The 24,170-nt window shown below is 63.6% G+C and carries 21 protein-coding genes and 1 pseudogene; 7 read left to right on the top strand and 15 right to left on the bottom strand.

Features of this window, described 5'->3' with window-relative positions; genetic code table 11:
* Nucleotides 1–83 precede the first annotated feature (83 nt).
* Nucleotides 84–1,163: a zinc-binding alcohol dehydrogenase family protein gene (locus P6U27_RS16710; protein WP_162500259.1), complete on the top strand. Its 1,080-nt coding sequence runs from the start codon at nt 84–86 to the stop codon at nt 1,161–1,163.
* Nucleotides 1,164–1,439: 276 nt separating this feature from the next.
* On the opposite strand, the gene P6U27_RS16705 is transcribed toward P6U27_RS16710, so the two are convergent.
* From P6U27_RS16705 to P6U27_RS16665, 9 genes are all read right to left on the bottom strand, one after another.
* A complete protein-coding gene (locus P6U27_RS16705) occupies nt 1,440–2,144 on the bottom strand; it encodes an ABC transporter ATP-binding protein (protein WP_122403031.1) in 705 nt (234 codons plus the stop codon).
* A 7-nt stretch (nt 2,145–2,151) separates the two neighbouring features.
* Nucleotides 2,152–3,432, bottom strand: a complete 1,281-nt coding sequence (locus tag P6U27_RS16700) for a lipoprotein-releasing ABC transporter permease subunit (RefSeq protein ID WP_122403030.1) — start codon at nt 3,430–3,432, stop codon at nt 2,152–2,154.
* Between the two features lie 73 nt (nt 3,433–3,505).
* The gene (gene proS, locus P6U27_RS16695; RefSeq protein WP_122403029.1) at nt 3,506–4,825 is read right to left on the bottom strand and encodes a proline--tRNA ligase; all 1,320 of its coding nucleotides are present in this window, start codon (nt 4,823–4,825) and stop codon (nt 3,506–3,508) included.
* Between the two features lie 166 nt (nt 4,826–4,991).
* Complete coding sequence (locus tag P6U27_RS16690; RefSeq protein ID WP_122403028.1) at nt 4,992–6,548, bottom strand: copper resistance CopC/CopD family protein; 1,557 nt, start codon at nt 6,546–6,548, stop codon at nt 4,992–4,994.
* Nucleotides 6,548–7,066, bottom strand: coding sequence for a YcnI family protein (locus P6U27_RS16685; protein ID WP_122406641.1), 519 nt, complete (start codon nt 7,064–7,066; stop codon nt 6,548–6,550). Before P6U27_RS16685 ends, P6U27_RS16690 begins: the two co-directional genes overlap by 1 nt.
* 20 nt (nt 7,067–7,086) lie before the next feature.
* Entirely contained in the window at nt 7,087–7,500 is a 414-nt protein-coding gene (locus P6U27_RS16680; protein ID WP_244607988.1) for a hypothetical protein, read from the bottom strand.
* 20 nt (nt 7,501–7,520) lie between these two features.
* Complete coding sequence (locus P6U27_RS16675; protein WP_122406640.1) at nt 7,521–8,051, bottom strand: copper chaperone PCu(A)C; 531 nt, start codon at nt 8,049–8,051, stop codon at nt 7,521–7,523.
* Nucleotides 8,052–8,133: 82 nt separating this feature from the next.
* Nucleotides 8,134–10,350, bottom strand: a complete 2,217-nt coding sequence (locus tag P6U27_RS16670) for a TonB-dependent receptor domain-containing protein (RefSeq protein ID WP_209295765.1) — start codon at nt 10,348–10,350, stop codon at nt 8,134–8,136.
* A gap of 92 nt (nt 10,351–10,442) precedes the next feature.
* Entirely contained in the window at nt 10,443–10,817 is a 375-nt protein-coding gene (locus tag P6U27_RS16665) for a DUF2946 domain-containing protein (protein ID WP_122403025.1), read from the bottom strand.
* 726 nt (nt 10,818–11,543) lie between these two features.
* On the opposite strand from P6U27_RS16665, the gene P6U27_RS16660 reads away from it, so the two are divergent.
* Genes P6U27_RS16660 through P6U27_RS16650 form a run of 3 tightly spaced genes read left to right on the top strand, consistent with a single transcriptional unit; the run spans nt 11,544 to nt 15,130 of the window.
* Nucleotides 11,544–12,566: a sugar ABC transporter substrate-binding protein gene (locus P6U27_RS16660; protein WP_162500258.1), complete on the top strand. Its 1,023-nt coding sequence runs from the start codon at nt 11,544–11,546 to the stop codon at nt 12,564–12,566.
* 20 nt (nt 12,567–12,586) lie between these two features.
* Complete coding sequence (locus tag P6U27_RS16655) at nt 12,587–14,089, top strand: sugar ABC transporter ATP-binding protein (RefSeq protein ID WP_122403023.1); 1,503 nt, start codon at nt 12,587–12,589, stop codon at nt 14,087–14,089.
* Between the two features lie 12 nt (nt 14,090–14,101).
* Entirely contained in the window at nt 14,102–15,130 is a 1,029-nt protein-coding gene (locus tag P6U27_RS16650; RefSeq protein ID WP_122403022.1) for an ABC transporter permease, read from the top strand.
* Nucleotides 15,131–15,522: 392 nt separating this feature from the next.
* On the opposite strand, the gene P6U27_RS16645 is transcribed toward P6U27_RS16650, so the two are convergent.
* Both P6U27_RS16645 and P6U27_RS16640 read right to left on the bottom strand, forming a co-directional pair.
* Nucleotides 15,523–16,224: an L-2-amino-thiazoline-4-carboxylic acid hydrolase gene (locus tag P6U27_RS16645; RefSeq protein ID WP_122403021.1), complete on the bottom strand. Its 702-nt coding sequence runs from the start codon at nt 16,222–16,224 to the stop codon at nt 15,523–15,525.
* A gap of 47 nt (nt 16,225–16,271) precedes the next feature.
* Nucleotides 16,272–16,598, bottom strand: coding sequence for a RidA family protein (locus P6U27_RS16640; protein WP_162500257.1), 327 nt, complete (start codon nt 16,596–16,598; stop codon nt 16,272–16,274).
* Between P6U27_RS16640 and P6U27_RS16635 the strand changes: the two genes are divergently transcribed.
* From P6U27_RS16635 to P6U27_RS16625, 3 genes and pseudogenes are all read left to right on the top strand, one after another.
* Nucleotides 16,575–16,907: a hypothetical protein gene (locus tag P6U27_RS16635; protein ID WP_174221539.1), complete on the top strand. Its 333-nt coding sequence runs from the start codon at nt 16,575–16,577 to the stop codon at nt 16,905–16,907. The two genes, P6U27_RS16640 and P6U27_RS16635, sit on opposite strands and share 24 nt — an antisense overlap.
* A gap of 101 nt (nt 16,908–17,008) precedes the next feature.
* A pseudogene (locus P6U27_RS16630) lies at nt 17,009–17,164 on the top strand (LysR family transcriptional regulator); the annotation flags it as partial.
* 125 nt (nt 17,165–17,289) lie between these two features.
* Nucleotides 17,290–20,388: a hypothetical protein gene (locus tag P6U27_RS16625; RefSeq protein WP_407194312.1), complete on the top strand. Its 3,099-nt coding sequence runs from the start codon at nt 17,290–17,292 to the stop codon at nt 20,386–20,388.
* Here P6U27_RS16625 and P6U27_RS16620 read toward each other — a convergent pair.
* The 4 genes from P6U27_RS16620 to P6U27_RS16605 are packed head-to-tail and all read right to left on the bottom strand — an operon-like array spanning nt 20,385 to nt 24,145.
* Nucleotides 20,385–21,434: an ABC transporter ATP-binding protein gene (locus tag P6U27_RS16620; RefSeq protein ID WP_122403019.1), complete on the bottom strand. Its 1,050-nt coding sequence runs from the start codon at nt 21,432–21,434 to the stop codon at nt 20,385–20,387. The genes P6U27_RS16625 and P6U27_RS16620 overlap by 4 nt on opposite strands.
* Nucleotides 21,427–22,407 carry an ABC transporter ATP-binding protein gene (locus P6U27_RS16615; RefSeq protein WP_122403018.1) on the bottom strand — a complete coding sequence of 327 codons (981 nt, stop codon included), beginning with the start codon at nt 22,405–22,407 and terminating at the stop codon, nt 21,427–21,429. Before P6U27_RS16615 ends, P6U27_RS16620 begins: the two co-directional genes overlap by 8 nt.
* A complete protein-coding gene (locus P6U27_RS16610; protein ID WP_122403017.1) occupies nt 22,404–23,225 on the bottom strand; it encodes an ABC transporter permease in 822 nt (273 codons plus the stop codon). Before P6U27_RS16610 ends, P6U27_RS16615 begins: the two co-directional genes overlap by 4 nt.
* A complete protein-coding gene (locus tag P6U27_RS16605; protein WP_122403016.1) occupies nt 23,222–24,145 on the bottom strand; it encodes an ABC transporter permease in 924 nt (307 codons plus the stop codon). The genes P6U27_RS16610 and P6U27_RS16605 overlap by 4 nt, the downstream gene beginning before the upstream one ends.
* Between the last annotated feature and the right edge of the window lie 25 nt (nt 24,146–24,170).

The raw sequence follows: 24,170 nt of genomic DNA, 5'->3' as shown, positions 1-24,170 counted from the left end.
TGGGAATACTAGGATAATACCAGGCCTTCCTGGCCTCTCCAAGGCGGTGCATATCGGCTTCACCCGACTTTGAGGTGAACATCATGAAAGCTGCCGTGCTCAAATCCTTCGGCTCGCCATTGGTGATCGAAGATGTCCCCGAACCGGTGCTCGGCACCGGCGAGGTCATCGTCGATGTCGTCGCCACGCGCGTGCTCTCCTACATGAACGAGGTCTTCAGCGGGGAGCGCAATTACGCACTCGACTTGCCGGTCATCCCGGGCCCCGGCGGCATTGGCCGGGTGCGCGCGATCGGCCCGGACGCGACCAAGCTGGCGACCGGCGACTGGGTGTTCTGTGATCCGACGGTGCGCTCGCGCGATGACGCCGTTGCGCCCGATATCGCCCTGCAAGGGCTGACGGCCGCCGGGCCCGGCGGCATGTCTCTGCAAAAGCACTTTCGCCACGGCTCCTTCGCCGAGCAGATGCGCCTGCCGACCGAGAACGTCAAACGGCTCGGCGCGATCACGCCTGAGGAGGCGACGCGTTGGTGCGCACTGGGCACGCTGCTGGTGCCCTATGGCGGCTTCCTCGCTGCGAACCTTCGTCCTGGCGAGACCGTGCTGGTGAACGGCGCCACCGGCAATTTCGGCAGCGCGGCCGTCTCGGTCGCGCTCGCGATGGGCGCCGCCTGCGTGGTCACGCCTGGCCGCAACGAAAAGATCCTCGCCGACCTGGTCCGCCGCTTCGGCAGCCGCGTGAAGCCGGTCAGGCTCACCGGCAATGAGGACGACGACCGCGAGCGCATGAAGCGCGCTGCATCAGGCCCGATCGACTGCGTGTTCGACATCATGCCGCCCTCGGTGAGCCCGACCGTCGTGCGGGCCGCGGTCATGACGGTGCGCGCATATGGCCGCGTCGTGCTGATGGGCGGCGTCGGCATGGCGGGCGGCGCCGGCCTCGAGCTGCCCTACCCCTGGATCATGCGCAACTGCATCAGCATCCACGGCGTCTGGATGTATCCGCCGGATGCGGCGAGCCGCCTGATCGCGCTGGTGCGCGCCGGGCTGCTGCGGCTCGACGAGTACGAGACCACCGCCTTCGACCTCGAGCATGCCAACGAGGCGGTAGCGCATGCCGCGGCGAATGGCGGACCGTTCAAATTGACCGTGATCAGGCCTTGAGCCCTGAGGCGGCGGCAGAGCGCCGTCGCCGTTTTTTCGTCAGTCCCGTCAAGCACTTGGCTACTGTGCATGGGGTTGTTTTCGCAGTTTTGAGTTCGACTCGAGCAGCGCGGCGTCGGGAACTCACCGCTCCCTTGGGAGAGGTCGGCGCGTTCGTCCCGCGCGCCGGGTGAGGGTTTACGGTCTTTCGTTGGGCAGTCCCCCTCATCCGATTGGCTGACGCAAATCGACCTCTCCCCGCTGGGGAGAGGTGAACCGAGCCTGCGGCTGACTTGCTTAATCGAGCTCGACCACTTTGCCGTGCGACAGCGAGACGCGCCGGTCCATGCGGCCGGCGAGCTCCATGTTGTGGGTCGCGATCAGCATCGACACCTGGGTCGCCTTGACCAGCTGCATCAGGGCCTGGAACACGTGCTCGGCCGTACCTGGGTCGAGATTGCCGGTCGGCTCGTCCGCAAACAACACGCGTGGCGCGTTGGCGACCGCACGTGCGATCGCGACACGCTGCTGCTCGCCGCCGGACAGCTCGGCCGGGCGATGGGTGATGCGATCGCCAAGGCCGAGATAGCCCAGGATCTCCTTGGCGCGCTTGACGCTCTCGGACTTCTTCAGGCCGCGGATCATCTGCGGCAGCATCACATTCTCGAGCGCCGAGAACTCCGGCAACAGCCGGTGCGACTGGTAGACGAAGCCGATATCGGTGCGGCGGAGCTGCGTGCGCTCGATGTCGGGCAGCTGCGAGGTCGGCGCGCCCGAGACATAGACCTCGCCGGAGTCGGGCGCTTCCAACAGCCCCGCGATGTGCAGCAGCGTCGACTTGCCGGAGCCCGAGGGCGCCACCAGCGCGACCGACTGGCCGGCCCACAGCGCCAGCTTGGCACCGTCGAGGATCGTTAGCGGCACCTCACCCTGCAAGTACTGCCGCTTGATCTCATGGAGATAAATGACCGGTACATCCTCGGCCCCCTGCTGCTGCTCCATCAGCCCCTCACTCATACCGGAGCGCTTCGACGGGATCGAGCCGCGCGGCGCGCCACGACGGATAGAGCGTCGCCAGGAACGACAGCGTCAGCGCCATGACGACAACCGCCGTAGTCTCGCCGATGTCGATCTCTGCGGGCAATTTCGACAGGAAGTAGAGTTCCGGCGAGAACAGCTCGGTGCTGGTCAGCCAGGACAGGAATTGCCTGATCGATTCGATGTTGAGACAGATCACGAGGCCAACGCAGAAGCCGACCAGCGTGCCGACCACGCCGATCGAAGCGCCCGTGATCAGGAAGATCCGCATGATCGATCCTTGCGAGGCGCCCATCGTGCGCAGGATCGCGATATCGCTGCCCTTGTCCTTCACCAGCATGATCAGGCCCGACACGATGTTCAGCGCCGCGACCAGCACGATCATGGTCAGGATCAGGAACATGACGTTGCGCTCGACCTGGAGCGCATTGAAGAAGGTCGAGTTGCGCTGCCGCCAATCGACCAGGAACACCGGCCGGCCCGCAGCCTCCGTCACCGCTTTGCGGAAGGCGTCGATCTTGTCGGGATTGGTGGTGAACACCTCGATGGAGGTCACGTCGTTGCTGCGGTTGAAATAGGCCTGCGCCTCGGCCAGCGGCATGAACACGAAGCCGAGATCGTATTCGGACATGCCGATCTCGAACACGGCGACGATCTTGTACGGCTTGATCCGCGGCGTCGTGCCCATCGGCGTCACCGCGCCCTTCGGCGCCACCAGCGTGATGCTGTCGCCGGCATGCAGCGATAGCTGGTCGGCGAGGCGGCGGCCGATCGCGACGCCCTGCCCGTCGTCGAAGCCTTCGAGCGAGCCCTGCTTGATGTTCTTGGCGATCGAGGTGAGGTTGTTGAGATCGTCGGACCGGATGCCTCGCACCAGAACGCCCGAGGCGTTCCATGGCGATGACGCCAGCGCCTGACCATCCACGACGGGGGCCGCGAGGCGGATGCCCTCGACCTGACTGATGCGCTCGGCGACGTCCTTCCAGTCGGTCAGCGGCGATTCCAGCGGCTGAACGAGGATGTGGCCGTTGAGCCCCAGGATCTTGTCCAGCAGCTCTTTGCGGAAGCCGTTCATCACGGCCATGACGATGATCAGCGTCGCGACGCCCAGCATGATGCCGAGAAAGGAGAACCCGGCGATGACCGAGATGAATCCCTCCTTGCGGCGCGCCCGCAGATAGCGCGCCGACAGCATCCACTCGAATGGCGCAAAAGGCGCGGTTTGCACGGTCTCGGTCATGGTCTCATCCATCGCTCGATAATCCCATGATTCGGGGTCAATTGTGGCCGGATTGGCGGCCGCGATATCGGGCGATGAACAATATTCAGCCGACCAGCCGGGCGACCGCGTCCGCCGGCGACATGGTCTCGCGGGCACCATCGCTGCGCCGCTTGATCTCGACCTTGCCGTCGGCGAGGCCCTTCGGCCCGATCATGATCTGCCAGGGGATTCCGATCAGGTCCGCGGCGGCGAACTTGGCGCCCGCGCGCTGGTCGGTGTCGTCGTAGAGCACGTCGACGCCCTTGGCCGTGAGCTCGGCATAAAGCTTCTCGCAGGCCGCATCGACGGCCGCATCGCCCTGCTTGAGGTTGAGGATCGACGCGCGGAACGGTGCCACCGCCTCCGGCCATTTGATGCCGGCATCGTCGTGGCAGGCCTCGATGATGGCACCGACCAGGCGCGAGACGCCGACACCATAGGAGCCGCCGTGGATCGGCACGTCGACGCCGTCCGGGCCCGCCACCAGCGCCTTCATCGGCTCGGAGTATTTCGTGCCGAAATAGAAGATCTGACCGACCTCGATGCCGCGGGTGTTGACCCGTTTATCCACCGGCACTTCCCGCTCGAAGCGCGCGGCGTCGTGGACGTCCTCAGTCGCCGCATAGAGCGAGGTCCACTGCTTGATGATCGGCGTCAGATCGCGGTCATAATCGACGTCTTCGCCCGGCACCGGCAGGTCCAGCACGTCGCGATTGATGAAGACGCCGGATTCACCTGTCTCTGCCAGCACAATGAACTCGTGGCTGAGATCCCCCCCGATCGGTCCGGTCTCGGCGCGCATCGGAATCGCCTTCAGTCCCATCCGCGCGAAGGTGCGCAAATAGGCGACGAACATCTTGTTGTAGGCGACGCGTGCCGCGGCCTCGTTGAGGTCGAAGGAATAGGCGTCCTTCATCAGGAACTCGCGGCCGCGCATCACGCCGAAGCGCGGGCGCTGCTCGTCGCGGAATTTCCATTGGATATGATAGAGATTCAGCGGCAGGTTCTTGTAGGACTTCACATAGGCGCGGAAGATCTCGGTGATCATTTCCTCATTGGTCGGCCCGTACAGCAGCTCGCGCTTGTGCCGGTCGGCAATGCGCAGCATCTCCGGTCCATAGGCATCATAGCGACCGCTCTCGCGCCAGAGGTCGGCGAGCTGGAGTGTCGGCATCAAAACCTCGATCGCGCCGGACCGGTCCTGCTCCTCGCGCACGATCTGCTCGATCTTCTTGAGCACGCGGAAGCCGAGCGGCAGCCAGGCATAGATGCCGGCGGCCTCCTGCCGGATCATGCCGGCGCGCAGCATCAGGCGATGCGAGACGATCTCCGCCTCTTTCGGATTTTCCTTCAGAATGGGCAGAAAGAAACGCGACAACCGCATGGTAATACTCTGGGAATCAGTGATCGGCTGCAGTGAAACCGGATTGGGAGCAAAAACACAAGACCGGGAATGAGGAAAAGCCGCTAACGCGGCGAAATTCCTTGTCATTTTTCCGTCGACTTCAGGTTCAGCTCGAAGTTCAGCATGCGCCGCAAACTCGGCAAGCTTAGGGCGGCGCCAGCTCGAGCTCGTCCTCCAGCGTGATCTTCTCGAAATCAGTCACAAGCGCATCGATCCGCACGCGCCAGCGTCCGGCGAAAGGAAGCTCTACCTTGCGGACATGCCAGTAGTGGTCCGGCCCGAGCGAGGCACCCTGCTCCATCGGCTCGATGCCGCGCTCGGGCAGGCTCAGAGTGAGTGTCACCTCCTTGGCCTCCAGCAGCGTGCCCCCGCCGGTCATGAGCTGGAGCACGAAATCGTCGATCCCCGCCTTGCCGGGCGAGACCAGCACCTGGAACATCGCCTTGTCGGTATGGATGTGGATCGCCAAGGGCGTCTCGGGAACAAGGGTCCGAGGCGGCGGCGTGAAGCGCCAGCCGGCGACGAGGGCGAAGATGGCAACAGCGATCGCGCCTTCGAACACGATCGAGCGCTTGAGGGCGGCTGCGCGCCCTCTCTCCAGCGCCGGGGTGAAACAGAAGCGGTTGAGCGCTGCGAGTGTGACCAGCAGGAGCACCAGTGCGAGCTTGGCGAGAAGAACGAGACCGTACCAGGTCTCGATCAGCGCCGCGGGCTTTTCGAGCTGGACGATCGCGAGCGCAAGGCCGCTCAATGCGAGGAGGCCGACCATCGGCACGGCGATCCGGGAGAAGCGGTTCACGATCGGCAAGGCCTTGTCCGGCGACATCGACACGAGCGCTGCGAGCGGCGCCAGCGCGCCGATCCAGAACGCGACGCCGACGCCGTGGAGGAAGATCGCCGGACGCATCAACATTTCCGGCGGCGCGGTTGCGGCGTGTCCGGTCATCGCGAGCGACAAGCCGACGCCGATGAATGCGAGGATCGCAAGTGAGCGCGCATAACCGGCGTTGCGCAGGGCCATCAATGCAAACAGCATCGCGGCGATCGCCACCAGCATGGCCGGACCCGCGCTGGTCGCGAACGCGACCTTCCAGGGAGCAGTCGTCGCAACCGCCGGGAGCGGCAATCCGAGCAGATCGAGGCCCAGCGCACCGAGTGAAATGACGGCGCTCGGCACACCAATGGCGAGCGCGACGCCCGGCGCGACCATGCCCGTGAGCGACCGCGCCATCCATTGCACAAAGAGCGCGCCGCCGACGCCGACGAAAAGCCCGAGATAGAGGCCGATCCGCGTCAGCCAGATCAGAACCTTCAGGCCGGCATCCGCGCTCGCGGGCGGCTGCGTCGCCGTCGGCGTACCGATCGAGAAGATCACGGAGCCCGCGACCGGATGACCGTCCTGCGAAATGACGCGATAGCTGACCACCGCCGTGCCCTGCGGCAGGTCCGGCGGCATCGCGATCGAGATCGCCTCACCCGATGCGCTGACGCGCGCATCGTCCCGCGCCCTGCCCGCGCCGTCGATCAGCCGGATTGCACCTGGCGTAACCGTTTCGTTGAAACGCAGCTCCAGGGCCTTTGGTGCGCTCGCAAGAATGCTGCCGCTTGCGGGCGTCACCGAGATCAGCGCCGCATGGGCCGATGCGCCGGTCGCAAAACCGGCAACGAGGAGCAGCGTCGTGAGCGCGGCGAGCAGGCGCATCAGGGTTTTGGCATGAGCTTCACACCCGGGGCCGGCGACTTGCTCTCATGCGAATGCGCTGCGCCCTCCGCTGGGATTTCGATCCAGCGGCTAATGCCGGATTCGCATTCCTGCACGACGGGGAAATACAGGATCGTGTTCGGCTTGAGCACGTCGGTCAGCATCGTCTGCATGACGAACTCGTCATAGTACCTGTCCGGCAGCTTCCCGCCGGACCATGTCACCTCCTTGACGCCGGAGGAGAGCTTGCTGCCGTGAAAATCGTACTCGCTGGCATATTTGCCCTCGAGCACATCGACAGTCCAGCCAGCCTTCGGCATCGGCTTCACCGCGATCACCCCTTCCGGGATCTGCACGCGGAGCTTCACGGTGGGCGAGCCCGCGCAGCCATGCGGCACGGCGAATACGGCCTTGTAGTACGAGCCGACGGCCGCCTGCTTCGTCTCGAGCGTGACGTGCGCCGCCGCCGGCGATGCGGCGAGCGTGGCAGCGAGGATCAGACAGGATCTCTTCGACATGTTCGGCCTCTTCGAGAAGATCACTTGATCAGGATCGGCGATTCAACGTTGACATGATCGGCCTTCGAGATCGATATCCCGAGGCCCAGCATCCAGCGTCCGGGCGTCAATTGCGCGACCTTCGCGTGCCAGCCGTCCTCGCTATCGCGAGACGCCTGCACGGGTGCGAGCTTCCTGCCTGTCTGCGTATGCACCAGCGTCACCGACACGGCTTCGGCCGAGAGCGGCGTCTCGTCCGTGGTTTCGAGCTGGATGACGATCTCGACCGGGCCAGCTCGGCCCGGCGATACCGTGACATTGGCCATCGCCTTCTCGGTGTGGAGATGTGTGAAGAAGCTGTCGTCGTCGGTCGCCGCTGCAAGCGGCGTGGCGGCTACCGAGAGCAACGCAACCATCGCGAGCGCAAGGCCCGTAAAATTCCGGCGAGTGGTCATGGGAGACTTGATCCTCTGCATCACATCTTCATTCCGGAATGATCAGGCATCTTCTTCATTTCCATGTGACCGGAATGTCCGCCGTCGCCGGGGGCCTGAGCGCCGACGCCCTGCACGTCGAGGGACACCGCGACCTTGCCGGCCTTTTCGAACTGAAGCGTCACCGGCACTTTGTCGCCCTGCTTGAGCGGGCCTTTCAGCTCCTGGAGCATCAAGTGACTGCCGCCGGGAGCAAGCTTCACGGTCTTGCCGGCGTCGATGACGAGCCCTCTGTCGAGCGGCCGCATCTTCATCACACCATTGTCCATCGCCATCTCGTGGACCTCGGCCTTGCCGGCGATGTCCGCGGAAACGCTGACCAGCCTGTCGGGCGCCGTTCCCTTGTTCTCGATGATCAGATAGCCGCCCGCAACCTTGGCGCCGCCCGGCGTTGCCCGGCTCCAGGCCTGCGAAATGACGAGATCGCCGGCCTTGACGTCGTCGGCCGATGCAACGGCACAACCAGTGAGCAGCAGCGAAATTGTGAGAAGAGCAAGCTTCGTTTTCTTCATGGTGATTCCCTTGTTCATAGTCGTTCGGACTCTCGTGATCGCCTCCCGCAGGGCAGATTCGGCGGCAAGTGACGTGCAAGCCTCACCATCGATACCTCATTCCGACGTACACTGCCCTCCCAGTACCCGGCTCAAACAAGGGCGACGTTGCCGTCGCTCGATCAATGATGCTCGCGCTGGCAATGTAGGTCTTGTTGGTGAGATTGCGCCCCTCGATGTAGCCGGACAGCGGGCCGCCATTATCGAACCCTGCCTTCACGCCGAGCAGCGCGTAGGGCTCCGTCGTCAGCGTGTTCATGCTGTCGACGAAATACGCCTGGGGTACCCATTCGACATTGGGACCGAAGTAGAGACCGGTCGGGTGCTTGTAGAGCAGCTCCGCGCGCAAATAGTGCGCCGGGGCTCCCGGCAATTTGTTGTTTCCAAAGGTCGGATCGTTGTCGAAACGGAAGTCATTGAACGTATAGGCGACGTTGAGCCAGATCTTGTCCGGCGCAGATCCGCTCACGAAGATCTCGCGGAAGATTGCGGCCCCCGCCCCCGCCTCGACGCCCTGATGAATGGAGCGGTCTGCGTTGGTCACATTGCAATTGCCGAAGGCGCTGTAGAGGCATAGGAGCTCGTCGCGAATGTTGGCGCGATAGGCGGCGAGCTCCCACGCATAGTCCGGCCGCCTCATGCGCGTTCCGATTTCGTAGGTGGTCGCGATCTGGGGACGGATGCTGGTGAACGGAATCGTCGGAATGCCGGGACCGTTCGCGCTCTCACCGAAGCTCGGCACCTCGGCGCTCCGCGACACATTGGCGAAGGCCTGCCAGCCTGGATCGATTTGCCACAGCAGCCCGCCCTTGGGTGACCATAGATTGAAGCGCGTTGCCCCTGATTGATCTCCATCGCTCAGGAAGCGATCCTGCCGATTGCGGGTTGCGTACAGAAACTGCGTGCCGCCGACGACCGCGACGTTCGGAAGGAAGTAGAAGCTGTCCTCGATATAGACGGAGGCATTTTCCGAGCGATCGATCGACGACGACAGCAGTGCGCCCTTTTGCCCGGCGATGTTGGCGAATTGCTGGTTGTCGATGCTGCCGTTCAATACGTTGACACCAGCGACCAGTCTGTTGCGGAAGCCTCCGATCGTGCGCTCGTCTGTGACCTTCACAAAGCCGCCGTAGTCCTTGTAACGGTAGTCCAGCCACTGGAAAATCGGATGCATCAGATGGCGGTCGACCCCGAAAGCGCCAAATTCAACTTTGGTGTCATCGAACCGCACCGCCGTCTTGTTCGCCAGCCTGACGGTCTCGATGTTGCGCTGCTGATCCATTGCAACGTTTGCCGGCGCGGCAGCCTCCGGATTGGTCAGGGCAGACGTCCTAGTCACAGTACCAGGAATCCGTTGCCGCACCTCATTGGCGTTGAGGTAAAACCGCGTCTCAACGTCCGGGGAGAACTGATAGCCGACATTGCCGCTCAAGCGGTTGCTCGACCCGAAGCTGTGATCGCGAAACCCGTCCGCGGACTGCGTCGAAGCGGTCACGAAACCATCCCAAGGCCCGTTCACGCCTCCTGTGTTCGCCTGAAGGCGCTTGAAGCCAAACCCTCCGACATCGAGCGACACGCCATTCGGCAACGCGTCGCGGCCCGTCGGCGTCACGAAATTGATGGCACCTCCGAGCGAGTTCGCGCCGAACTGGAGCGCGTTCCCGCCTTTGTAGACTTCGACGTATTTGTAGGCCGTCGGATCAATCTCCTGGAAATCGCCATAGCCGTCCGCAGTGTTGATCGGAATGCCGTCCATGTAGAGCTGCACGCCGCGCAGATGGAAATTGCGCGACAGGCCCGAGCCGCGAATCGAAAGACGCGTGTCGTCGCCCCATTTGGGCTGGGCGAACACGCCGGGCACGTAGTCCAGAATGTCCTTGATTGTGTTCGAGGGGGTCGAATTGCGGTAGGCGTCGGCCGATACGAGCGCCACACTGCCCGGCGTCTGGTTGATTTCCGCGAGCGCTTGTTGCGCGGTCAGCACGGTCAGGGCGCCTGGAATGCCCGTCCCCTGAGCGCTCGCGGTCGGCTGCGGAGTCGGAGTCGTGCGCAGGTCCCGCGCAACACGCTCAGGCCGCACTGCATCGCGTTTTGGACGCGGCACTGACACGCGCTTTTCAGAAGGCGCTTCAACCGTCACCGGGGGAAGTTCCGGCCGATTCAGCTGCGCCCGCACAGCCTGTGGAAACGCCAGAATGGATGCGGAGGCAAGTAGAATCGCGCGCGCACGCGCGCTCTGCAGAGAACGAAAACAAGGCATGAGCCAATTCCTGATACCGGCGCACCAGCCGGTCTGTTGCAAGATGCCCGTCGCGCGCCAACAAGCGCACCGGGGCAAAGTTCGTCAGTACGTCAGGAAATTCGAGGCGGTGCGCGGGCCTGGCCGCTCGAGCCCTCATGAAGGGCGACGGCGGGGACCTCAGCGGGACGCCACACCACCCGGCCAGCGTCGCGGGCGGGAATGGCGAGCGCAACCTGCGGCGGCGAATCCAGCGAGGCGCCGGCATGCGCCAGGCAGCACAGCGCACAAGCGCCGGCATGCGCGGTCGGCGTGCCCGACTGATCATTCAGACCGCCCTGCTCGCCTACACTGTGGCAGATGACGGCTGCGGACAACGGATCGGACACGGCCTCGCCCGTCGCCCAACAGGCGGCAATCGGCGCCAGCACCTGCATCACCAGGGCGAGCAGGACCAAGGGCAAGTATTTTTGTAGCCGTGCGCGCATCCGCCGAAACCGTTCGCTCGACCGGCAACTAAACACTGCGGCCGGGGCCGAGTCGAGGTCAGTTCCGCCGCCTTCTTGACCCAGCGCAGCTTTCTCGAAAGCTGTGGTCGGCGTGTGCCACCGCCGTCGGTCCGGCATTTGAGGCAGGGAGACCTGCCCCGCCTGTCCACAAATTTCTTATATTTGTCATATGGTTATATGGCTAAAAGCTCGATCATTTCGTCAGCTGCTCGAATTTTGAACATTCGTTGCTGAAAATGATGACAAGTGAGAAAAGTTGATCTAGCATCCTCTTGCTCAGGCGCTGACCGTGAGGTCGAGGCCTGGTGGTCCAAGTCTCGGGAGGAGCCCCTGGCGCGCAAAACGCAGCGTCGCCCCGTCAATCAAGAGCAAATCTTAGAATCGGGGATAATAGGGTCGACACAATTTTTGAGCGGGGCCAGGGCCCCGCTCTTTTTTTTGCGTGCGTGGCAGATGAACGCTCCTTCCGACCACAGCGACCAGTCATCGTAGTCGAGCATTGCGCGCGGGGCATTGCGCTCGCGCAGGGATCGACGCGCGGGCGATGCTCGACCTCGCGGTGACGCGCAGCGGACACTCCCGGCTGATGCGACGCCTGTCTCGCGGTTGATTGCAGATTGAGTGCCAACAACTCTTGTGAGAGACTTTCGGACATCGGTCGCGCAAGCAATGACGCGCCGACGACAAAATATATGGGAGCGAGCGATGTCCGGGACGAAAGATTTCTCGACGACGAGGCGCGATCTTCTACAGGCGGCCGCGACCGCCGGCGCCGGGGCTGCCCTCTTCGGCAGCCTGGGCATAAACCCCGCACTTGCGGCCGAAGTCGGACGCAGCGAAAAACCGCTGAAGGCGGCCTTCTCCAACGCGGGCCTCCAGGCCACCTGGTGCGCGCAAGGAAAGCAGGCGGCGGAATTCTGGGGCAAGCTGTTCAACGTCGAAGTGACCTGGTTCGACGGCCAGCTCGATGCGGTCAAGCAGCGCGCCGCGATCGACAACATGGCCTCGCAGAAATGGGACTTCGTCGCGATCCAGGCCTTCGGCATCGGCACCCTGACCCAGCCGGTTCAGAAGATGATCGACGCCGGCACGCCCGTGATCGACATGGACACGCTGATCGCGCCGCTCGATCAGATCAACGTCCACTCCTTCCTCGCTCCCGACAACGAGTTCATGGGCGCCTCGGTAACGCAGGCGCTGTGCAACGCGATGGGCGGCAAGGGCAAGATCATCATGACCCAGGGCGCGCTCGGACATACCGGCGCGCAAGGAAGAGCCAAGGGCTTCAACTCCGTCGTGAAGCAATTTCCGAACATCGAGGTGCTCGACACGCAGCCGGCCGACTGGGACGTCTCCAAGACGGCGCGTCTGTGGGAAACGTACCTGACGAAATATCCGCAGATCGACGCGGCGTTCTTCCACAATGACGACATGGCGCTTGCGGCGGCCAACATCATGAAGGCGCGCGGTCGCACCAACATCCTGATCGGCGGCGTCGACGCCATGCCGCCGGCGATCCAGGCGGTGAGCGAAGGCCGCATGTTCGCGACCGTCCGCAATCCCTCCTGCCGCATCCATGGCGGCGCCATCATTGCAGGCGTATCGGCCGTGGTCGGCGGCGAGAAGAGCGGACAGGGAATCCCGAAGAACGTCGTCACCGACGGCCCGGTCGTGACCAAGGCCAACGCCGCCGGGATGCAGTGGATGCAGGATCACTTCCTGATCTGAGTCTCCAGATCTGAACTTTCATGACTGCGGGACAACAGCCTATCCTGGAACTCCAGGGCATCACGAAGAGCTTCGGCGGCGTCGAAGCGCTTCGTGGTGTCGACTTCGCGCTTTATCCCGGCGAGATCCACGGTCTCGTCGGCGAGAACGGCGCCGGAAAAAGCACGCTGATGAAGATCATCGCCGGCGTGCACACCGAGTTCTCCGGCCGCTTCCTGGTCGACGGCCAGGAGATGCATTTCCGCTCGGCGCGGGATGCGCACGCCGCCGGCATCGCCATGGTGCATCAGGAGCTCAGCGTTGCGCCCGACCTCACGGTCGCGGAGAACGTCTTCCTCGGCAACCAGCCGACCAACGCGCTCGGCCTCGTGCAGTGGCGGCGGATGGCGCGCGAGGCGGGCGAGCAGCTCGCCCGCTTCGGCATCGACGTCGACCCGATGGCGCGGCTCGGCGATCTCCCGATCGGACTGCAGCAACTGATCGAGATCGCCCGCGTGCTGTTCTCCGGCGCCCGCATCGTCATCCTGGACGAGCCGACCTCTGCCCTCTCCCCGCCCGAGGTCGAGCGGCTCTTCGCAACGCTCCGGCGGCTGCGCGAGGAAGGCACTGCAATCGTCTTCATCTCGCATTTCATCGAGGACATCCTGCGCGTGTCCGACACGGTGACCGTGTTCCGCAACGGGCGGAAGGTGGCGGAGACCGCGAGCGCTGCGACCAGCAAGGGCGCGCTGATCGAGGCCATGATCGGCCGCGGCGGCGAGGTGCTCGAGCATAGCTACACTGACGATCTGATGCTGCCGCAGCCGAGCGACAGCAAGGTCGTTCTTAGGGTCGACCAGCTATCGCTGTCCCGCAGCCTTCGGGACGTCTCGTTCGAGGCTCGCGCCGGCGAGGTGCTCGGCATCTACGGCTTCATGGGGTGCGGCCAGCAGGAGCTGTCGCGCATCCTGTTCGGCAAGCTGAGGCCGGACAGCGGCACGCTCGCCGTCGAGGGCGCGCCAACGACCTTCGCCAGCACGGCGGCGGCGCGGCGCGCCGGCGTGGCGCTGGTGCCGGAGAGCCGGCGCGACATGCTGTTTCACCAGGAGCCGGTCTACAAGAACATCTCGATCAGCATTCTCGACCGCATCTCGTCCGTGCTGCTCAAGCCGGCGCAGGAGCGCGACATCGCCAAGCGCCAGGTCGATCAGCTGCAGATCCGGCCGCCCGTGGTCGGCCTCGATCTCGGCATGCTCTCGGGCGGCAACCAGCAGAAGGTCGCGCTGGCGAAATGGCTCACCTACCCACCAAAGCTCCTGGTGCTGTGCGAGCCGACCCGCGGCATGGATGTCGGCGCCAAGAACGACGTCATCAACATCGTTCGCGACCTCCGCGCCAGGGGGCTCGCGATCATCGTGCTGTCGACCGAGCCGGAAACGGTGCTGTCGCTGGCCGACCGCATCCTCGTGCTCAAGCGCGGCGCCTTGGTGCGGGAATTCAGGAACGAGCCGGTCAGCAAGGACCGCCTGCTGGAGGCGGCGTGACGGAGACGCACAATGGCGAGCAGTGAGACGGCTTTTGCGGGAGCTCGTCGGGCGCGGGGCCTTGCGCCCTTCCTTCGCTCGCAGATGCGCAACATCGCGCCGTTCCTGACGCTGATCTTCCTCTCCGCCTTCTTCGCCTTCGCCAGCCCCTCCTTCGCGACGCTCGACAATCTCGGCAATATCCTGACGCAGGTGTCGGTCACGGGCATCATCGCCGTCGGCCTCACCTTCGTGATCCTCTGCGCCGAAATCGACCTGTCGATCGCCAGCATCGCCAACGTCACCGGCATTGCGGTCGCCTACTTCACGCTGCAGGAATCCTACGTCAACATCGCCAACATCCCGCTGCCCGGCGCGGTCGCGGTCATCCTGTCGATCCTGCTCTGCGGCCTGCTCGGCCTCGTCAATGCGCTGGGGCTGACCGTGATCGGCATCCCCTCCTTCATCATGACGCTGGCGATGATGCAGATCGCCGCCGGCATCTCCGCGCTCTTGGTGCGCGGCCAGATCGCCTACAAGGTGCCGAGCCTGATCACGACGCTCGGTTCGGGCTCGATCGGCGGCATCCCCTGGATCGTCATCGTCGCCGCCATCATGCTGCTCGGCGGCCATCTGGTGCTGACCTACACGCGCTTCGGCCGCTACGTCTACATGGTCGGCGGCAACCGCGAGGCGGCCGAGTATTCCGGCCTCAACGTCAAGCTCATCCTCGGTGCGGTGATGGTGATCTCGGCGGTGTGCTCCGGTATCGGCGGCATGCTCGGCGTTGCCCATTTCGGCAGTGCCCAGCAGAACGAGTTCGACACCTACCTGCTCGACTCCATCGCCGCCGTCGTCGTCGGCGGCACCAGCCTGTTCGGCGGCCGCGGCGGCATCGGCAACACCATCGTCGGCCTGTTCGTGCTCGGCGTCCTCAACAACGGCCTCGACCACGTCAACATCGACAGCTTCCTGAAAATCCTGATCCGCGGCCTGATCCTTTTGGCCGCGCTGGTCATCAATGTCTACGCGCAGCGCTTGAGGGAAAAAGCGGCGGAGTAGACGGCCGCAAAAACAAAAACTGCGAAAACAACCCCATGCACAGTAGCCGGGGCCAGCGAAATCAATGACTTGCCGGCAGCATCGTTAACTTCCGATTTGGCGAAGTCGATTTGACTCGTCGGGCAAAACAGGGGCATGATGTCATCATCGGCAGCCGGCTTCGAAAGGCCGGTGCATCCCCCGTCGTTGCGAGCAGAACGGCGATCTGGGATCTACCTAAGGCGCGATGAAATGAGGCTCGATCGCGCAAATGGGACAATCCCCAAGAGGAGAAAGCCCTCACCCAGCGCTTTGCGCCGACCTCTCCCGCAAGCGAGAGAGGTTGCACCGAGCCCGTGGCAATCGGCTCGACCTAAAGCCATTCCGCTCTATCGCGGGTCAGCGGGTGCGGTCTAACTCCCAGCCTCGGCATCCGGCGACAACCGCGAAAACCGGAAATTGCAGTGGCTGGCGCCGCCCGCCAGCGTCTGGGTCCGTTCCAGGCGGATGCCTCGCGTGGCGTAGGCGACGAAGTCGAGGCCGCAGATGGTCGGCAGGATCTCCTTGTCGCCATGACGTGCCGCGAGCTTGCAGAAGCCGCAGGCCTTGTAATCGATGCCGAACTCGAAGCTGTCCTGGGGACGCGGCTCAACGAAATCGTAGACGAAATCGTCCGGAAACTCCGCTTGGTGAGCTCTTGTAACGCTTCTTGCCGCCTGCTCGCGCATCAAAGCCTGGTTCTCCCGTGACATGAACTGACGCCCCGCGGCGAGACGCTCGGCTTCGGATGTCGTCAGCAGCTGCGCCTTGTAGGTTTCCCGCTCGATCTCGCCGATCACGGGCACCGGCACGTCGTGGCGACGCAGCACCCGGCTGATGGCCATGAAGCCGGTCAGGCGCATGAAGAAATCACTCATGCGGCTTGCCGCGCCACCGACGTAAGGAATCTGGGTGAGGACGATCTCGAATTCGTCCATCACCTCCTGCCTGATTGCGTCGATATCTGAGAGTTGCGCGCGCTCGCGGAGCATCGCGTCGGCAAGGTCTAGTCGCTCGCGCATGGCGGCTTCCATGGCTTGGCGGTGCGTCTGGTAGAACGGATGGATCTCGGCCATTGGACACCTGATATGATTGGCTCATTTGCAACATCGACGGCGCCGCCTCATTCCGCGGCGATCGCTTCGATCTCCAGCAGCCATTTGCTGTCGACGGTCTCGACGACAACGACGGTCAGTGCCGGCTGGTGCTCCCCGAGCATGGCGCGGCGAATGGCGCGGTTGATCACGAGCTGACTGCGTTCCGTCAGGAACGTCGTGACCTTGACCAGGTGCTCGACGCCGAGACCTGCCGCGGCGAGCACCTCCCTGACGTTGCGCCAGGCCTGCTCGCATTGCGCCTCGAAGCCGTCGGGCACGGTGCCGTCGGACTTTTCAGGCACCTGGCCGCTGATGAACAGCAGGCGGCGATGCTGCTTCAGCTCGAGGCCCATGCTGTAGCCGCCGGCGGGCGGGTGAACCGTTGCGGGATTGTGGCTGACGATGTGAGTGGCGACATGGCGTTTCTCCGGATTTGCGGGTCAAGGCTATCCGGCGGCATCACCCTTGTGCAAAGCATCATTGCTGCGGTTCAGCGCAAGGAAATCTATTGCAAGCCCGCGGCCTATCGGTGTCAAAGTGCCGTTGCGATGACCTACGCCCTTCCCCCGCTCAACGCGCTCCGCGCCTTCGAGGCCGCCGCGCGCCACGCAACCAGCCAATCACCCGGACCCGATCCTTCATTGATCCGTTCGCAGCGATAGCCCGGATGGTGGCTCACCCCGCGGGTGATCAGCACGTCGACCTTCCCCTCGACGAGCTCGTGCAGGCCGGCGGGCTGCAGCACGCGCAAACCGATCTCCGCACCTATCTGCCCGGAATCTCCGAAGGCTTTCGCCACATCGCCGAGGCGACCTCGCAATTGAAGCCGACAGGCGCGGTACTGCTGCAATTGGGGGCCCATGGCAGCTACGACCTGCGCCGCCTCGAGCTTGCGCAGTTTCGCAGCGCACATGCGGAACCGATGATTCATATCTGTTCGATGCCGAAGCCCGTATCAAGACCGGCGATGAAAAGGAGGGCGAAGGACTGAGCGCGGTCGACGGCATCAACCGTATTCGTAACATTCTGCGTCAGCCGAGACAGGTGGTCCGGCTCGTTGGCCTTTCGGGTGTGGGCAAAACCCGGCTTTGTGAAGCGCTGTTCGACGACAAGGTCGGCAATGGAGGGCTTTATCCTTCACTGGCCTACTACACGAATGTAGCCGAAGACCCTAACCCTGCACCCATCGGTCTTGCCTCCGATCTGATTGCGGCGCGCAGGCGTGGTATCCTCGTGATCGACAATTGCCCCTTCGAGCTTCATGGTGAGTTGGCGAAGGTGGCGCGCGAGGCGAACTCGACCATCAGCGTGATCACGGTCGAGTACGATATCCGTGATGATCAACCCGAGGGCACGGATGTCTTCGCACTGGATACGTCCTCTCTTCCCCTTATCGAGAAGCTGGTCGCACGGCGCTATCCTCAGGTCTCACAAATCGACGCAGGAACCATAGCGCAGTTTTCGGGCGGCAACGCGCGCGTGGCACTCGCATTGGCCGCCACAGTTGGGAAAAATGATTCCATCAGTAAGCTCAGCGATGCGGATCTGTTCAAGCGGCTCTTTCAGCAGCGGCATGAACACGACCCCGATTTGCTCTTGATCGCCCAGGCGTGCTCGCTGGTCTACTCCTTCGAAGGTGTCAAAACAGAAGGCGAAGGTGCCGAGCTGCCCATTCTTGCAGGGCTCATCGGCAAGCCCGTATCGGAGGTTTACGCCGCAGTCGCCGAGCTGAAACGACGCGATCTGTTGCAGGAACGCGCGGAATGGTGCGCGGTACTGCCGCACGCAATTGCCAATCGCCTTGCTGCGCTCGCCTTGCAGAACATTCCCGCGGCGACGATTGTGAAGACGCTGGTGACCGATGCGCCTCTGCGCCTTAGGCGCTCGTTCTCGCGAAGGCTTGGATATCTCGACGGCAGCAAGGAGGCCCGTTCTATCGTTCAGGCCTGGCTCGCCCCGGGAGGGATGCTCGCGGACACCCCCAATCTCGGCGAAGACGAACGAACGATGTTGGCAAATGTCGCGCCTGTCATGCCGGATGAGACCCTCGCAGCCATCGAGCAGGCCTTGAAAGACGCCGACGAGCCTACGCTGGCCAAGACCACGCATGTCGTGCGGCTGCTTCGCTCGCTTGCCTATGAGCCGGAACACTTCAAGCGGGCGATCGCTTTGCTGATCAAGATCGCCCTGGCGGCAAAAGGCGATGACGACAGTGGCGCCGTGGGTATCGTGCCGTCGCTGTTCTACATTGTTCTGTCCGGCACGCATGCGCCAATCATCATGCGGCTCAAGATTCTGGAAGGTTTGCTAAAGTCGGACGAGCCCGGGTGTAGAGCGCTGGGGTTGAAATCCCTCGACGCCGTCCTGAAGACCGACCATTTCTCCTCGGCCCATGGCTTTGAATTCGGCGCGCGTTCGCGTGACTACGGCTACTATCCGCCAACAGGCCAGGATGTGCAGGATTGGTTCGACGCAGTGCTGCACCTGATCTCGCCCCTTGCCCTATCCGACGCCCCTGTTGCGCCCGGTGTACGCACTGCCATCGCTCATGAATTCCGGGGCCTCTGGTCCAACGCTGGCCAAGTGGATGCTTTGGAAGCGCTAATGAGGCAAATCGCAAGCAAAGGATTCTGGCGCGAAGGTTGGGTAGCCGTGCGTCAAACGCGAATTTTTGATGGCGAACACATGCCTGCCGAAATACGCGAGCGGCTATTGGCATTAGAGGAATTTCTTCGTCCCAAGGATCTCGTCGACAAGGTGAAGGGCGTGGTCCTGGGATCAGGGCGCAACATCGATCTGGATGATCTCGACGAGGTCGAAAACGACGACTACGAGGACGCGATGGTGCGCATGAATCAGACAGTCGAGAGTCTCGGAAAGGATGTTGCGAACGACGACGAGGCATTCAAAACGCTGCTGCCGGGCCTCGTGCGTGGCGGTTCTCGCGTCCCTCTGTTCGGCGCCGGCCTCGGAAGCACCACAGAGAAGCCCTACGAGATTTGGCAGGCCTTCATGACCGAATTCTCGGTAACGGATAAGCCCGACACAGGGCTGATGGGCGGATTCTTGACGGGTCTGCAAAAGCGGAATGCCTTGTTGGCCGACAAAATGTTGGACGAGGCCGTCGAACACCCATCGGTTGGGGTGTATTTTCCGCACCTTCAAGCGCGGATCATTGTGGATGAGAAAGGCGTCCAGCGCCTGCACCGAGCCCTCGAACTCGGCAAAGCCGACATCACACAATATTTCGCGCTGGGCTATGGCCGCGCGAGCGATGAGATTCCGGGACCGCAGTTCCGAGACGTTCTCCTTGCGATCGCGAGCAAGCCCGGCGGCCTGACGGTCGCGTTGGAAGTCCTGTCAATGCGCCTAGTTTCAAATGGAATCGACAAGAAGGACCCGGTGCCCGAGGTTGCCGAGGCGGGGCGCGTTCTCCTCGATGCTTTTGAATTCCATGCAAAGGATGCTCGGTCGGATCGGGAAGATCGCGAGTTGGGAAGCATCGCAAAGGTATCTCTGGCGGGGGAAGAGGGCATCCCAATCGTCCGGCGCATCATCCGAAAATTGATGATCGCGGTGGGCCGCTACGATATTCACGCGTACACGCAGGATGATCTTGTAACGGGCCTGCTTCGCGTTCATCCGGAGATCGTGCTCGACGAGGCCTTCTCGGGCGACGCCAAGGCGCGGCAAAAAGCCGTGCAGGTCTTTGTCGATTTCCAGCGCTTTCACAAAAACCCGCTGGGCGTCGTGCCGGATGATGTACTTCTAGCGTGGTGCGATGCTGATCCCGCCGTTCGCTATCCTCTCATGGCGGCATCGGTAGGCCTGTTCAAGCGTCCTGCGAACAACGAACCGCATGAGTGGCTTCCCTTGGCATCGAAGTTGCTGAACAAGGCCCCCGATCCTCATGCCGTATTGAATGAGATCGTGCGGCGCTTACGTCCGTGGAGCTGGAGCGGGTCGCTCGCGACGAAGCTGGAAGAACGCTTGAAACTGCTTGAACAGCTTCCGGGCGACCACACACCAGAACTTGCCAATGCTCTCGACAAGGCCAAGGCTGACCTTCAGGAATGGATCACCAAAGAGCGTAGGAACGAAGCCGCGGAGAGCCGGGCACGGGGCGGCCGGTTCGAGGATTAAATTTGCGACTTCCGCTCACTTGACATCGGCTCCCCCGCAATCTCCTCGCTTCGCCAGCACCGCACCGCGTGCCCATCCGCCCGCGTCTCCAGCGACGGCCCCGGCTCATTCCGGCACACCGCCTCCGCATACCGGCAGCGGGGGCTGAAGGCGCAGCCGTTCGGTGGATTGAGCGGGTTGGGCAAGTCGCCGCCTGTCGTCACCAGCGGCGCATGGCGCAAGGGATCGGGGATCGCGGCGATCAGGGCTTGCGTGTAGGGGTGCGCGGGACGTTCGAAGATCTCGCGCCAGTGGCCGTTCTCGACGATGCGGCCGAGATACATCACGGCGACGCGGTCGCTCATGTGCTCGACGACGCCGAGATCATGGCTGATCATGATGTAGGACAGGCCGAGCGTGTCCTTCAATTCCAAGAGCAGATTGATGATCTGGGCTCGGATCGAGACGTCGAGCGCCGAGACCGGCTCGTCGCAGATGACGATCTTCGGATTGAGGATCAGCGCGCGCGCGATGCCGATGCGCTGGCGCTGGCCGCCGGAGAATTCGTGCGGATAGCGATCGGCCTGCTCGGGACGCAGGCCGACATGTTTCAGCATCGTCGCGACGCGGTCCTCGATCTCGCTTTTCGCGGTCACGCCGTGCACGCGCAGGGGATCTTCGAGCGTGCGACGAACGGTCTGGCGCGGATTGAGCGAGGCGTAGGGATCCTGAAACACCATCTGCACGATGCGGGCCAGCGCCTTTCGATCGCCGGATTGCCTGTTGGTCACGACCTGCCCGTCCAACACGATGCGACCGCGCGTCGGCGTCAGCAGACCGAGGATCGAGAGCGCGACCGTCGACTTGCCGGATCCGGACTCGCCGACGAGGCCGAGGCATTCGCCGCGCTTCAATTCGAGATCGACACCGTCAACCGCACGCAGCAGCCGCCGGCCGCGGCCCAGCAGGCCACCTCCCAGCGGGAAATGAACCGCGAGATCCTCGATGGTGAGAATGAGATCGTCGTCCCGCCTGGCTTCGCCCAGCATGTTCTGCGGCTCATGCATGGTGATGACACCTGACCAAGCCGCCTGCCTCCAGCAAATCCGTCTTGGGCGCGGCTGTCCGACAAATATCGGTCGCCTGCGCACAACGGGGATTGAACCGGCAGCCATCCGGGAAATTCGTGATCGCCGGGACGACGCCCGCGATCTCCTTGAGCCTGCTGCGGCCGAGCGCGGCGCGGCTGCCCAGCCGCGGCAGGGAGTCGACGAGGCCCTGCGTGTAGGGATGGGAGGGCGCGCGGAAGATATCCGCCGAGCTGCGCTCCTCGACGATGCGGCCGGCATACATCACGGCGACGCGGCGGCAGACATTGGCGACGAGGCCGAGATCGTGGCTGATCATCAGGATCGCCGTTCCGCGCTCGGCGCATAGGTTTCGCATCAGCTCGATGATCTCGGCCTGCACGGTAACGTCGAGCGCGGTGGTCGGTTCGTCGGCGATCAGGAGGTCCGGACCGCAGGCGAGTGCGATGGCGATCATCACGCGCTGGCGCATGCCGCCCGAAAGCTGATGCGGGTAATCCTTCACGCGCCGCTCCGGCGCGGGGACGCGCACGCTCGCGAGCGACTCGACCGCCAGCTGGTTGGCTTCCCGCCAGCTCTTGCCCTTGTGCAGCACGAACATCTCGGCGATCTGCCGTCCGACCGGCGAGACCGGGTTCAGCGCCGTCATGGGCTCCTGAAAGATCATGGCGATGCGGTTGCCGCGCAGCTGCCGCTGCCTGGCGGCTGAGAGGTTCTGGATCTCCCGCCCCTCGAACCGGATGGCGCCACCGCCGATCGACAGCGGCGACCGCAGCAGGCCGATCAAGGCGAGCGCCGTGATGCTCTTGCCGCAGCCGGATTCGCCGACAAGGCCGAATGTCTCGCCCCGATCGATCCGGAACGAAATGCCTTCGGCCGCCGCAACGCGCCTCGATCCATCATCGAGATCGATGCGGAGATCCTCGACCTCGATCAGCGGCGCCCCTGTCATGTTCGCCGGCTCCGCGATTGGGGATCGAGGATGTCGCGCAGGCCATCGCCGAGCAGGTTGAGGCCGAGCACGGTCAGGAAGATGGCAAGGCCGGGAAAAACCGAGAGCCACGGCGCCGTCGTGATCTGGTCGCGGGCCTCGGACAACATGCTGCCCCAGCTCGGAAAGGGCGGACGGACGCCGAGCCCCAGGAACGACAATGCGGCTTCGGAGAGAACGGCGCTGCCCATGCCGAGCGTGCCGATCACGACGATCGGCCCTAACATGTTCGGCAAGAGCTGCGTGATCATGATGCGCAGATCGCCATAACCGAGCACGGTTGCGGCCTGAACGTAGCCCTGGTTCCGCAGCGACAGCGCCGATGCGCGTGCGAGCCGGCAGGTGAAGGACCAGTTGGTCAGCCCGAGCGCGATCAAGAGGCTGGTCAGGCCGGGACCGAGCACCGCCATGATGGCGAGCGCAAAGATCAACGAGGGGATCGCGAGCATGAGATTGGTCAGGGCGTTGACGACATCGTCCCACCAGCCGCCAAAATAGCCGGCGCTCAGACCAAGCCCCACGCCGATGACGCTGTTGATGAGCTGCGAGACGATGCCGACCGTCAGCGAGATGCGGGCGCCGTAGACGACGCGGGAATAGATGTCGCGGCCCTGTCCGTCGGTCCCGAACCACCAGGTCCAGCTCGGAGGCTCCTCCGCATTCAAGAGGTTGGCATCCATGACGGGGTCCGTATGCGCCAGCCAGGGCGCGAGCAAGCCCACCAGGATCGCAAGCGCGAATAACGCGCCCCCGATGACGAGATTGGCGCGGAGCTTCATGCGTATCTGATCCTGGGATCGATCACGCCGTAGAGCACATCGATCAAGAGATTGATCGCGAGAAAGAACAGCACCACCACGAGAATGGAACCCTGGACGGCGGGAATGTCGCGCTGCAGGACGCTGTCCACGAGCAGCGAGCCGATCCCCGGCCAGGAGAACAGCTTCTCGACCACGACCGCCTGCCCCATCAGCGCGCCGAACTGCAGGCCCATGGTCGTGAGAATGAGGACGAGCGCATTGCGCATCACGTGCCATTTCACGACCCTGGTTTCGCTCATGCCCTTCGAGCGCGCCGTGCGGACGAAGTCCGCGGTCATGATCTCGAGGACCGCGGCGCGCGTTGTCCGCGCCAGCAGCGCCATCGGCGAGACGCCGAGCGTCACGGCCGGCAGGATCAGATATTTGAGGCCGCCATCGCCATAGCCGAAACTCGGCAGCCAGCCGAGCCTCAACGCGAACAGGTACATCAAGAGCAGTCCGAGCCAGAACTTGGCCAAAGACAGGCCCGATACCGCCAGGACCATCGAGACGGTGTCGACGAGGCTGCCCGGCCGCAACGCCGCGACGAAGCCGAGCGGGACGCCGAGCAGAACCGCAAATGCCATGGAGGCGAAGATCAGCTGCAGCGTCGGCCATGCCCGCTTGGCGATCATGGTCGTCACCGGCTCGCGGGTCCGGAACGACGCCCCCAAATCACCGGTCGCGAGCCTCGCGACATAGGCGCCGAAGCGCATGTAGACGGGCTGGTCGAGGCCGAGCTGCTTCTTCATGCGCAGCTCGACCTGCGGGTCGCTGTCGTCGCTCATGGTCGAGGCGATGCTGCCTGGAACGACACTGAACAGCACGAACACCAGCAGCACGACGGCGAGCACGGTCGGAATGGTCTGCAGCAGGCGACGGATCAGGAACGAGAGCATCGGCACTTTTCCTCGCTCCCTCCAT

Origin of the sequence: Bradyrhizobium sp. STM 3566 (genome assembly GCF_045571445.1) — a bacterium.
GTDB classification, from domain to species: domain Bacteria; phylum Pseudomonadota; class Alphaproteobacteria; order Rhizobiales; family Xanthobacteraceae; genus Bradyrhizobium; species Bradyrhizobium vignae.
The sequence above is the reverse complement of the archived record's forward strand: the minus strand, read 5'-3'. Positions and strand labels throughout refer to the sequence as shown.